This is a genomic window from Streptococcus parasanguinis (assembly GCF_047465465.1).
Classification (GTDB): Bacteria; Bacillota; Bacilli; order Lactobacillales; family Streptococcaceae; genus Streptococcus; species Streptococcus parasanguinis_AI.
In genome coordinates, this window is record NZ_JASGZU010000007.1 from 18,651 (window position 1) to 30,983 (window position 12,333).

At 43.2% G+C, this 12,333-nt stretch carries 14 protein-coding genes; 2 read left to right on the forward strand and 12 right to left on the reverse strand.

The window, feature by feature from the left end; genetic code table 11:
- Position 1 precedes the first annotated feature (1 nt).
- Entirely contained in the window at positions 2–1,564 is a 1,563-nt protein-coding gene (locus QM351_RS09810; RefSeq protein WP_414327269.1) for an ABC transporter substrate-binding protein/permease, read from the forward strand.
- On the forward strand, positions 1,564–2,304 hold the full coding sequence (locus QM351_RS09815; RefSeq protein ID WP_049473270.1) for an amino acid ABC transporter ATP-binding protein: 741 nt from the start codon (positions 1,564–1,566) through the stop codon (positions 2,302–2,304). The genes QM351_RS09810 and QM351_RS09815 overlap by 1 nt, the downstream gene beginning before the upstream one ends.
- Before the next feature lie 119 nt (positions 2,305–2,423).
- Here the strand turns inward: QM351_RS09815 and QM351_RS09820 are convergent, their stop codons facing one another.
- The 12 genes from QM351_RS09820 to QM351_RS09875 all read right to left on the reverse strand — a co-directional run bounded on the left by QM351_RS09820 (position 2,424) and on the right by QM351_RS09875 (position 12,219).
- Positions 2,424–2,639, reverse strand: coding sequence for a hypothetical protein (locus QM351_RS09820; RefSeq protein WP_003004771.1), 216 nt, complete (start codon positions 2,637–2,639; stop codon positions 2,424–2,426).
- Positions 2,640–2,747: 108 nt separating this feature from the next.
- A complete protein-coding gene (locus QM351_RS09825; RefSeq protein ID WP_414327270.1) occupies positions 2,748–3,641 on the reverse strand; it encodes an SPFH domain-containing protein in 894 nt (297 codons plus the stop codon).
- Between the two features lie 110 nt (positions 3,642–3,751).
- Positions 3,752–5,002 (reverse strand): threonine ammonia-lyase IlvA, encoded by a 1,251-nt coding sequence (gene ilvA / locus QM351_RS09830; RefSeq protein WP_414327271.1) that lies wholly within the window; start codon positions 5,000–5,002, stop codon positions 3,752–3,754.
- Between the two features lie 76 nt (positions 5,003–5,078).
- Positions 5,079–6,101, reverse strand: a complete 1,023-nt coding sequence (ilvC, locus tag QM351_RS09835; protein ID WP_003010246.1) for a ketol-acid reductoisomerase — start codon at positions 6,099–6,101, stop codon at positions 5,079–5,081.
- Between the two features lie 68 nt (positions 6,102–6,169).
- The gene (ilvN, locus tag QM351_RS09840; protein ID WP_003010242.1) at positions 6,170–6,646 is read right to left on the reverse strand and encodes an acetolactate synthase small subunit; all 477 of its coding nucleotides are present in this window, start codon (positions 6,644–6,646) and stop codon (positions 6,170–6,172) included.
- Positions 6,639–8,339 carry an acetolactate synthase large subunit gene (locus QM351_RS09845; protein ID WP_414327272.1) on the reverse strand — a complete coding sequence of 567 codons (1,701 nt, stop codon included), beginning with the start codon at positions 8,337–8,339 and terminating at the stop codon, positions 6,639–6,641. The genes ilvN and QM351_RS09845 overlap by 8 nt, the downstream gene beginning before the upstream one ends.
- Positions 8,340–8,525: 186 nt before the next feature.
- Positions 8,526–9,125 (reverse strand): response regulator transcription factor, encoded by a 600-nt coding sequence (locus tag QM351_RS09850; RefSeq protein WP_126403787.1) that lies wholly within the window; start codon positions 9,123–9,125, stop codon positions 8,526–8,528.
- 1 nt (position 9,126) lies between these two features.
- Entirely contained in the window at positions 9,127–10,224 is a 1,098-nt protein-coding gene (locus QM351_RS09855) for a sensor histidine kinase (RefSeq protein WP_048714776.1), read from the reverse strand.
- On the reverse strand, positions 10,221–10,961 hold the full coding sequence (locus QM351_RS09860; protein ID WP_031576461.1) for an ABC transporter permease: 741 nt from the start codon (positions 10,959–10,961) through the stop codon (positions 10,221–10,223). Before QM351_RS09860 ends, QM351_RS09855 begins: the two co-directional genes overlap by 4 nt.
- A complete protein-coding gene (locus QM351_RS09865) occupies positions 10,930–11,847 on the reverse strand; it encodes an ABC transporter ATP-binding protein (RefSeq protein WP_414327273.1) in 918 nt (305 codons plus the stop codon). The genes QM351_RS09860 and QM351_RS09865 overlap by 32 nt, the downstream gene beginning before the upstream one ends.
- Positions 11,834–12,031, reverse strand: a complete 198-nt coding sequence (locus QM351_RS09870) for a hypothetical protein (RefSeq protein ID WP_031576466.1) — start codon at positions 12,029–12,031, stop codon at positions 11,834–11,836. The genes QM351_RS09865 and QM351_RS09870 overlap by 14 nt, the downstream gene beginning before the upstream one ends.
- Entirely contained in the window at positions 12,028–12,219 is a 192-nt protein-coding gene (locus QM351_RS09875) for a hypothetical protein (protein ID WP_414327274.1), read from the reverse strand. Before QM351_RS09875 ends, QM351_RS09870 begins: the two co-directional genes overlap by 4 nt.
- Positions 12,220–12,333: the final 114 nt, after the last annotated feature.

Here is a 12,333-nt window from a genome sequence, read left to right on the forward strand (position 1 = left end):
AATGAAAAAAACATTATTCGCGCTCTTAACAGGGCTTTTCATTTGCCTGGGGATCACACAGGTTGTTCATGCAGATGACTATTTACGAATCGGAATGGAAGCAGCCTACGCTCCTTTCAACTGGACCCAAGAAGATGATGCAAATGGAGCTGTTAAAATTGACGGTACCAATCAATATGCCAATGGGTACGATGTCCAAATCGCCAAAAAAGTTGCTGAGGAGTTAGGTAAAAAACCTCTGATCGTAAAAACATCTTGGAACGGTTTAATTCCAGCCCTCACTTCTGGTAAAATCGATATGATTATCGCTGGGATGAGTCCAACCGCTGAACGTAAAAAAGAGGTCGCCTTCTCCAAGAGCTACTATACCAGTGAACCGGTCATGCTCGTTCGTAAAGATGGAAACTATGCAAATGCTACTACCTTAGATGACTTTAAGGATGCAAAGGTCACCTCTCAACAAGGGGTCTACCTCTATTCTCTCATTTCCCAACTCAAGGGTGCGAAACAAGAAACTGCAATGGGTGATTTTGCCCAGATGCGTCAAGCTTTAGAATCGGGTGTTATTGATGCCTATGTTTCTGAACGTCCCGAAGCCCTAACCGCCGAGTCCGCTAATTCTAAATTTAAGATGATTCAATTCAAAAAAGGATTTGAAGTTGGGGAAGAAGATGCGACTATCGCTATCGGGATGAAGAAAGGTGACACTAGAATTGACCAAGTCAATGCCGCACTAGCTAAGATTTCGTCTGAAGACCAAGTTAAACTCATGGATGATATGATTAAGAAGCAACCAGCTTCCAGTGATGCTAGTGATGATAAGCAGACATTCTTTAGCCAAATGATGAAGATTTTAAAGGATAATGGCCCACAGTTCTTACGGGGAACTGGAATGACCCTCTTAATCTCTATGACTGGAACTATCGCTGGGTTGATTATCGGTTTGTTAATCGGTGTCTTCCGGACAGCTCCGAAGGCTAAAAATAAATTCCTTGCTGGATGCCAAACTGCCTTTGGTTGGTTCCTCAATGTCTACATTGAAATCTTCCGTGGAACTCCGATGATCGTTCAATCCATGGTCATTTTCTACGGTTCCGCCCAAGCCTTTAACATTTCCTTGGATCGTACCTGGGCCGCCATCTTTATCGTATCCATCAATACCGGAGCTTATATGAGTGAGATTGTTCGTGGTGGGATCTTAGCAGTGGATCCAGGTCAGTTTGAAGCAGCGACTGCTCTAGGAATGACCCATGGACAAACCATGCGCAAGGTCGTCCTTCCACAGGTTGTTCGCAATATCTTACCAGCAACAGGGAATGAATTTGTTATTAACATCAAGGATACATCTGTTTTGAATGTTATCTCTGTAGTTGAACTGTACTTTACAGGAAATACGGTCGCAACTCAAAACTACCAATACTTCCCAACCTTTACGATCATCGCTGTGATTTACTTCGTTCTCACCTTTACTATCACACGAATCCTTCGCTACATCGAACGTCGCTTAGATTCTGATACTTATACTACAGGTGCAAATCAAATGCAAGTCAAAGAGGTGAAATAATGGCAGAAAAAATTCTTGAAATCCAACATTTAAAAAAATCTTACGGTCAAAATGAAGTCTTGAAAGATATTTCGCTCACCGTTGAAAAAGGAGAGGTGATCTCCATCATCGGGAGCTCTGGTAGCGGAAAATCAACCTTCCTTCGCTCCATCAATCTTCTAGAGACTCCCACAGCTGGAGAGATTCTCTATCGTGGGCAAAATGTTCTTGATCCTGAGTATGATCTTACCCACTACCGCGAGAAATTAGGAATGGTTTTCCAAAGCTTTAATCTCTTCGAAAATTTAAACGTCTTGGAAAATACCATTGTGGCACAAACGACCGTCCTCAAGCGCGATCGTAAAACTGCAGAGAAAGTTGCCAAAGAAAACCTTGAAAAAGTCGGTATGGGTTCTCAATATTGGGCTGCCCGTCCGAAACAACTTTCAGGTGGTCAAAAGCAGCGGGTCGCCATCGCACGCGCCCTTTCTATGGATCCTGATGCCATTCTCTTCGATGAACCAACTTCTGCCCTAGACCCAGAAATGGTTGGGGAAGTCTTGAAAATCATGCAGGATCTGGCAAAAGAAGGACTCACCATGATTGTCGTCACCCACGAAATGGAATTTGCCCGCGATGTCTCTAGCCGGGTCATCTTCATGGACAAGGGTGTCATCGCTGAGCAAGGAGATCCAAAAGAAATCTTTAGCAATCCAAAAGAAGAACGGACCAAGGAATTCCTTCAACGCTTCTTACATTAATCTCTTGAAACAGTTTGCTTACCAGTATGGAAGCAAGCTGTTTTTTGTATCGCTTCTGCTTTTGAGGCATCGAAAAAAACCAGAGAGCAAACTCTCTGGTTTTCAATTGGAACAACAAATTAATCTTCGAATTTTTGATGATTTTTATCATAAAAATCAATCAATCCAAGTGCCGTTTCGAACGAGATGTTCTTCACTTTTGCACGTCCTTGAGCCAAGGCAATGATAGACATTTCACGGGCATTTGTTTCCTTACTGATACGATACCCTGTGATTTTCTTATCACGTACCCATCCAACAACTGATTCTACTTTTTCAAAGTTCGATTTAGCCATGATCTTTCTCCTATATTATTATTTCCAATACTAATATAAATTTTTTTGCACATTTTGTCAACTAAAATCGCTGAAAATACGAACCTTTTTTAAAAAATGAAAAAAAGTTTACTTTGCTTTCAAGGCTGATAATATTTGTGTACGAATGTTTTCGACGCCATCTGGGTTTGCTGGTAGGAAAATCGTATTATTCCCTTCTTTATCTGCAAAATTATTTAAGGTATCCAAGTATTGGTTGGTTAAGAGAATAGACATGATTTGTTCTTCGGTTAAATCTACATTCGCACCTTTTAACTCTTTAATAGAGTCTGCCAATCCATCGACAATGGCCTTCCGTTGCTCGGCAATACCAACCCCGTGCAAACGGTCTTTTTCCGCCTCTGCTTCGGCAGCAGTAACGATCTTGATCTTGTCTGCTTCTGCCAATTCCTGAGCTGCCACGCGTTTTCTTTGCGCCGCATTGATCTCGTTCATGGATTGTTTCACTTCGGCATCTGGCTCAACTTTGGTGATCAAGGTTTTAACAATAATATATCCATAAGTTGACATTTCTTCTGCTACTTGTTTTTGAACTTCAAGGGCGATTTCATCTTTTTTCTCAAATAATTCATCCAAGGTCAACTTAGGCACAGAAGAACGAAGAGCATCTTCAATGTATGATTTAATCTGTGATTCTGGACGCATGAGTTTGTAGTAGGCATCCTTTACGTTGCTTTCGTTCACTCGGTATTGCGTCGCCACATTCATGGTAACGAACACGTTATCCTGAGTTTTTGTTTCAACCACGATCTCACTCTGCAAGACGCGCAATTGAACACGTGCTACAATTTTATCGATGCCAAAAGGCGCTCTCATATGAATTCCACTGTCGCTAATTTTTTGATAACGTCCGAATCGCTCGATGATGGCAACTGATTGTTGCTTGACCACATATAGTGAGCTAATCACAATGAATCCTGCAACCATTAGCAAGAATAAAATAAAGATAAAAAATCCAGGCATAAAAAGTTCCTCCTTTTAATTTACGCATATCATATCACAAGTCTTCATAAAAAAGCAATATATTCCATAAAAATATATTGCTTAAATAGTCGATTATTTCTTCATGATACTCAGACCAGCATATTATAGAGAGTTTCATTTCCGTTCAAGTTAATGAAAGACGGATCAAAACGCTCAATACGATTGACCAAACCTGCATAGTCATGCTTATTGGCCAAAGTAACCCCAATCAAGACAGGGCCTGTTCCTTTACTAGCACGCTTGATGTATTCAAAACGTGTAATATCATCATTTGGCCCTAAGATATCATTTACAAATTCACGAAGGGCACCTGGACGTTGTGGGAAATTGACGATAAAGTAGTGTTTGACCCCATCGTAGATCAAGGCACGTTCTTCCATCTCAGGCATACGGTTGATATCATTATTCCCACCTGAGATAATACAACAAATGGTTTTCCCCTTGATGTATTCGCGCAAGATTTCAAGGGATGCCACACTGGCCGCTCCTGCTGGTTCAGCTACGATCCCTTGTTTGGAATAAAGATCAATCAAAGTCTCTGAAATCAAGCCTTCATCGACCCCAACCAAAGTTTCCACATGTTGACGGGTCACTTCATAAGTCAATTGTCCCACTTTTTGCACAGCAATCCCGTCTGCAAACTTATCGATTTCTGGCAATTTGACGGGACCACCTGCTTCAAAAGCAGCCTTCATAGAGCGCGCTCCTTCGGCCTCTACCCCAATGACTTCAATCCGAGGATCCGTTTCTTTGATATAGGTAGAAACACCTGAAATGAGGCCTCCTCCACCGACAGGGACAAGGATAGCATCAAAGGCAATCGATTCTTTTCGAGCTTCCTCAAGAATTTCATAGGCCACTGTCCCTTGGCCAGCCTGTACATGTGGATCATCAAACGGGTCAATAAAGGTCCGTTTTTCTGCAAGAGTAAATTCTTGGGCCGCCTTCGCTGATGCATCAAAGGTATCCCCGACCAACTTAATCGTTACATAGTCCCCACCAAAGAATCGGACTTGGCCGATCTTTTGTTGCGGTGTTGTAATCGGCATGAAGATGGTCGCTGGAATCTTCATTTCATTACAAGTATAAGCAACTCCTTGCGCATGGTTTCCCGCAGAAGCACACACTACCCCACGTTCCCGCTCTTCTTTTGAGAGTTGAGAAATTGCAAAATACGCTCCACGAATCTTGAACGAACGAACACGTTGGGCGTTTTCTTTTTTCAAATAAATCTTTGCCCCATATTTTTCAGATAAATAGTGGTCGTATTCAAGGGGCGTATTGACAACGACTCCACTTAATATTTTATGGGCCTTGGCCACATCTTTTGCTGTTATCATTTCATACCTCTGTTGCTGTGTATTGATCAAAAAAGCAAGCCAGGGTGTCCCAACTTGCTTAGTCTTCTACAGACAATTAGTTGTAGATTTTGAAGGCGTCATCGTCGTTTTGACCAACGAATGGCATCGCTTTACGCAATTCAGCACCAACTTTTTCAATTTCAAGGTTAGCAGCTTGTTCACGGTAAGCAGTTAATTTTGGACGTCCAGCTTTGTAGTCGTTAACAAAGTCGTTAGCGAAGTTACCATTTTGAATGTCAGCAAGAACAGCTTTCATATTTTCTTTCACTTGTTCAGTGATTACACGTGGGCCTGATACATAGTCACCATATTCAGCAGTGTTAGAGATTGATTGACGCATTTTCTTGAAGCCACCTTCGTAGATCAAGTCCACAATCAATTTCATTTCGTGAAGAACTTCAAAGTATGCCAATTCTGGAGCATAACCGGCTTCAGTCAATACTTCAAAACCAGCTTCGATAAGGGCAGTCAAACCACCACAAAGTACAGCTTGTTCTCCGAACAAATCTTCTTCCGTTTCTTCTTTGTAGGTTGTTTCAAGAAGACCAACGCGTGCCGCACCAACACCTTTACACCAGTCCATAGCGATATCTTTCGCATTACCTGTAGCATCTTGATAGACAGCGTAAAGTGCTGGTACACCAAATCCTTCAGTGTAAGTACGACGTACCAAGTGACCTGGTCCTTTTGGAGCACACATAAAGACATCGACATCTGCTGGAACCTTGATGAATTCGAAATGGATATTAAATCCATGCGCAAAACCAACCGCATTACCAGCTTCCAAGTTTGGCGCAATTTCTGTTTCGTACAATTCTTGTTGGATTTCATCTGGTGCCAAAATCATGATGACATCAGCCAATTTAGTCGCTTCTGCTACTGTATAGGTATCAAAACCATCTTCTTTTGCTTTATCGAATGATTTACCTGGACGTACACCGATGATGACATCATGACCTGAGTCACGCAAGTTTTGTGCATGCGCATGTCCTTGTGAACCATAACCGATCACAGCAATTTTCTTACCGTTTAATGCTGCAACTTTAACGTCTTTTTCGTATTCCATTTGAACTGCCATAAGTAAAATCTCTTTTCTATTTTATTATTTGCCTTTTTAAGGCGGAGTTAACAATGTTAAGGTGAGAATTAATCTCGAGTAAATCCAGTTGCACCGGTGCGGGCGATGTTTTTAATCCCATACGGCCGAATGACACGAATGAGGGCTTCGCTCTTTTCTGCATTTCCCGTCATTTGAACGGTGATAGAGCTTGGGGCTACATCGACCACGGTCGCACGGAAAGGTTGAATAATGGCCAAGATTTCCGCCCGCTTCTCAGCAGGTGCAGAAACTTTCACCAGGATCACTTCGCGCTCCAAGTGTGGTTTATCAGTGATATCCCGGACACGGATCACATCCACTTGGCGGTTGAGCTGTTTGATGATTTGCTCTACTTCATCATGCGAAGCAACATCAATGATAATGGTAATCCGCGATACATTAGGATTTTCTGTTGCGCCAACAGAGATACTTTCGATATTGACTTGACGTCTCGACAAGACTCCAGTAAAGCGGTTCAGAACACCTGATCGGTTTTGAAGTTTGGCTGTTAACATTCTACGCATTAAACTTCACCCCCAACATCTCATGATTACTCTTACCAGCTGGTACCATCGGCAAGACATGCTCTTTCCGAGAAATGTCTACTTCGATGAACATTGGTACATCTTCTGTGATGACTTCCAAATCCTTCTCAAGAGTTTCAGGATTATCAAATTTATAATTCTTGATCCCGTAAGCTTGCGCCATCAATTGGAAATCCGGAAGGCTATCAAAGACTGACTCTGACGTCCGACCATCATAGAAGGCTTCTTGCCATTGACGGACCATTCCAAGCGAGTGGTTGTTGAGCATAACGACCTTGATCGGAACCTTATAAATATTTAAGATTGCCAATTCTTGATTGGTCATTTGGAAACCACCATCTCCGACAAAGAGAACAACTTCTTTATCTGGATTGGCAATTTTCGCTCCGATAGCTGCAGGAACACCGAATCCCATCGTTCCTAGACCACCAGATGTTACCAATTGGCGCTCATTTTGGTAAGGATAGTATTGAGCTGCCCACATTTGGTGTTGTCCAACGTCTGTGACGACAATAGCGTCTCCCTTGGTCAACTCTCCAATGCGTTCAATCACAGCTTGTGGTTGCACAACCCGTTCCTTCTTATCGTAAGAACGAACCCGGTTCTTATCTTGGGTCACCTTTTCGATCCACTTTTCAGTGTTATTATGAACCGTTGGCTCTGCTAGCAACTGTTGCAAGGCTTTCTTTGCATCGCCAACCACAGGAATGTCGACAGCAATGATCTTACCAATCTCTGCAGGATCAATGTCGATATGGGCAACCTTAGCATTTTTAGCGAAAGTCTTTGGATTCCCTGTCAAACGGTCGTCAAATCGACAACCAACACTGATCATGAAATCCGTCTCTGTCATAGCGATATTGGCCGCGAAGGATCCATGCATGCCTCCCATCCCTAGGAAAAGAGGATGACTGGTTGCAATCGTTCCTTGGCCTAACAGACTGGTCACTACCGGAATTTGATAGCGCTCTGCTAGAGCAATCAACTCTTTTGCAGCTCCAGCGTAACTCACCCCACCACCAGCCAAAAGGACTGGTTTCTTAGCCTTGCCCAATTGCTTCAAGATTTTCTTAATCTGCAATTCATTTGGCTCAATGGTCGGTTGGTAACTTGGAATGTTGATTGCTGGGTTGAATATATAATCTGTTTCTAAGGCAGAGACATCTTTTGGAAGGTCAATGACGACAGGGCCTGGACGACCAGTCGTCGCAATATGGACAGCTTCTGTGATAATTCGTGGAATATCTGCCGTCTCACGTACTTGATAGTTGTACTTGGTGATGGGCATGGTAATTCCCACGATATCCGCTTCTTGAAAGGCGTCTTTCCCGATCCCAGCACGATTGACTTGACCAGTGAAGACTAATAGGGGAACGCTATCGCTCATGGCATCTGCAATCCCTGTAATGGCATTTGTAGCCCCCGGTCCACTAGTGACGACTGCGACACCCAGCTTTCCAGTTGATTTGGCGTAGCCTTCAGCCTCATGCAAGCATCCTTGTTCATGACGACCCAAGATATGCTGGATACCCTCAAAGCTATAGATGGCATCGTATAAAGGCAAAACCGCTCCACCAGGATAACCAAAAATCGTGTCAATGCCCAAATCACGCAGGGTTTCAAGAACGAGCTCTGAACCGGTTTTTGCAGTTTCTAAGGTAATTTTCTCCATGTCTCTCCTTTCCAGTACTTTGTATATCAAATTAGCATGCTACTATCATACCATTTTTGGAAAATATTTCAAGTAAAAATCACAAATTTTCTGAATTTTCTATCCAAATCCGAATAATGAGATATTTCCTGAAAAAAGAACAATCCAATCAAAAAAGTCTCTAGGAATCCTAGAAACTTTGCTTGCTTATAGCCAGCCCCTTTCTTGGGCAATCTTTGCTGCCTCGGTCCGGTTCTCTGCATCCAATTTGGTCAGAATCGCTGACATATAATTGCGGATGGTCCCGTTAGAGAGAAATAAACGATCAGCAATTTCTTGGTTGGAAGCTCCTTTGGCGACTTCTTTTAGGACTGCTTGCTCCTGAGAACTTAGAGGATTGGGATGGGTCAAGATTCCCTCCATTAATTCAGGAGAATATTCTTTTTGACCTGCCAAAACGGTATGCAGGGTGCCCATCAAGTCCGTGATGCGGCGTTCTTTTAAGACATAGGCATCGACTCCAGCCTTCAGGGCCCGCTCAAAGTAACCCGGCCGCTTAAAGGTGGTAACGATGACAACCTTGAGCTGGGGTTGTTGACTTTTGGCCCATTCCAACACTTCTAGCCCTGTTTTGATGGGCATCTCAATATCTAAGATAGCAATATCGACTGGATGGGTTTCGAGTAAGCGAATAGCTTCTTGCCCGTCTCCAGCCTGCAAGACTTCTTCTACATCCTCTTGCAAAAGCAAGAGCTGACAGAGGGCATCGCGTAACATACTTTGGTCTTCAGCAACTAATAAGCGCATCTTATTTCCTTTCTTGATAGGGGATCCGTATTTCTATGCGGGTTGGCTTGTGACGACGACTGATCTCTAACTCTCCTCCCAATAAGGCAATCCGTTCGCGGATCGAGTGCAGATCCTTATCGGAAACTTTACTAAAGCCGATGCCATTGTCTTCTGCAACCATTTCTACACCTGTCTCGGTGGAGCAATAAGAGAGAAAGGCCTGCGTCGCTTTGGCATGTTTGATCATATTAGTGGCTAATTCCAGAGACACCATGGCCAGAGCAGACTCTAGGATCGGCGAGATGCTAGCTGTATCGAGCTCATTCTGAATCTCCACTTTGACTTGCGCCACTTCTAGCATTTGCTGGACAGTTTCTAGCTCTCTTGTCAGGGTTCGCTGCTTCAAGTTCTCCACAATCTCTCGGACTTGGTGCATGGACTCTTGACTGATAGCTTGAATCTCTTGCACCTGCTCCTGCGCCTTCTCAACCTGACCCAATGCTAAGAATTGATCAGCTAGGTCCGCCTTGACACTGAGCATGGCAAAGGTGTGTCCTAGACTGTCATGCAGATCGCGGCCAATCCGATGGCGCTCGTTTTCTGCCAACAAGAGATTGATCTGGGCATTTTGCTTGGCATGGTCAGCTTTCAACTCTTCCACCATCCGAATCCGAATCATGCCGTAGGTCATGGCATGGGTAAAAAAGAAAATAATGATTAAAAATACCCATTCATACTCCATCGCACTCTGTTTGAAAAAGATGGCCCCAAAAAGCAGGAATTGCGATAGAAAAACTGTCCAAAGATAGGGAGAGCGAAAATTGCGAATCTCAAAGTGATAGACCAATAGGTTGCTGATGAAGAAATAAAACCAAAAATAGTTGGCGTTAATAAAAAGAGTATTTCCTGCTACATAGGCTAGGAGGTATAGCCAACAAATCCAGGTCAGCTTTTTGTTTTCAGTAATCAAGACTCCTAGATAGGAAGCAATAAACAAGAGGGCTAAAAAGAAGTGCCAGTAGGGGACCTCCCCTAATAAAATAGAGATAAAGGGAAAGCCCATAAAGACTAGGCTAGCGTAAAACATATAATGGATACGCTTGAGTTTTTCAATCATGAACGAACCTCAGAATGACGACGATAGATGATAACAAGGGCAAACAAGACCAGGGTAAACAAAGTTAAATAGACACTCGCAAAGACATTAACCTGTCCCTTGTTTAAAAAGGTCTTAATCAGTTCCATCAATTGATAGGTTGGTAAGCATTTGCCGATGGCTTGCATCCATTCTGGAAAGACACTAATAGGCATCCATAGGCCACCCATAACAGCCAGTCCCATATAGAGGAGATTGCCTGCAACCGACATCAATTGACTGGAAGGAAGCAAGGTCAAGACCAGACCGATAGCTACAAAAGCTAGACTTCCTAGGATGAGAAGGAAGGCCGCTAAGACCCAATCCTGTAGGGACATATTCACATGGCGCACCACATGGCCCACAGTAAAGACAACTCCAATCGATAGGAGAAAGTCTACAAAGAGACCCGCAACCTTTATTAGATAATATTCTACCATAGATACCGGGGTATGGCGCAAGACTTTTTGCCAATTGTTGAGTCGATCAGTTTCAAGAACTGTTGGAAAAGAAAAGATAGCCGTAGACATCATAGAAAATGCCGTCATAGAAAGGAGATAATCCCTCATAAAGTGAGCAGGTGCTCCTGGTGTTTCCTGGTACATCCCTGAAAAGAAGAGATAAAAGGCCGTTGGCATCCCAATTGATAACAAGTAATAAATGGCTTGGCGTCTAGTCAAATGCCACTCAACCACGCCGAGAGCTTTCATGCGTTTCATCTTCTCTACCTACTTCCTTTGTATTTTCAAAAATAGAATCCAATAAACTTCTATTGGTCACCTCGATCTCTTGGATCGAACAGCCTTCTTCCTGCAATCGCCTCCACAAACGATTGGCATCACCTGTCACAACCTGAAGGGCATCGGGTTTGACCGTCACTTGACCAATCCCTTCCATCTCGGCCACTAGAGCTTTGTAACGCAAAGGAAGGGTGAAATGTTTTTCTACCTCTTCGCTTCGCATGGCTAGAGGCGTCGTATCCCGAAGCAAATGGCCCTGGTGCAAGACCAAAATCCGATCAGCTGTATGCTCTACTTCCTCGATGTAATGGGAAGAATAGACAATAGTCACACCTTGGTCCTTTAAATGCCCGACGATCTCCCAAAAGCGTTGGCGAGTGGACGTATCCATGGCAGCCGTTGGCTCATCCAAAAATAGGAGACTGGGACGACCAATCAAGGTCAACACAAAGGATAAGAGACGCTTTTGCCCACCAGACAGCTTACTGGCTAATTGCTTCTTTTGTTCTGGAGTAAAACGCAATAAATCATCGATGTCATTGACCGTTAAAGGGTTGGGATAAATGGAGCGAAAGAAACTGATCAGTTCCTGCACGGTTAGCTTTTGAACGATGGCATTCTCTTGAGGGAGATAAGAGACACTATCCTTTAACTGAGGATGACCAGGAGCTTTTCCTTCTATTTTAATGATTCCAGAAGTCACCTTCCTATCCCCTAGGAGGCAATCCATCAATGTTGTTTTCCCAGCTCCGTTTGGCCCAATCAAAGCCAAGCAATCCCCTCTCTCAACTGTGAAAGAAAGATCTTCTAGGATCACCTTTCCTTTGATACTTTTGTTCAAGCTCTCTACTCTAATGACACTCATGAGACTCTCCTTTCAACCAGATTTGGCCAGCTGGAATGATGACATAGACGACCAAGGTCACTCCCCAAACCGTTTGGAAAAACCAGCTAGGAAAATGGGCAGAAAACCAGCCCGTCATCATCTCAGTCGCCCAAAGGAGCAAACACAAAACAGCTACCAATCCAATTTCAAGTTTCTTTTTCATTGCTCCATCTCCTTTTTAACAGCCTTGACCATTTTTAGACCTTCTTGAACGGCCCAACTCATGATACCAATTCCAGCAAATAATTCCCAAGGGAAATGGTAATAGAGGCTATCATCCTTTGAAAAGATCAAATAGATGACCATTCCCACCACTGTTAACGTAAACACTTTATAGAACCATTGTTTCATTTTTCCTTACCTCTTACTTTCTGACTATATTATAGCGAAAGAAAATAACAGCCACTAGATAATTTTGTCACTGGCTCACATGACAAAAGTCACTAAAAAAGCCAAGTGACTTCA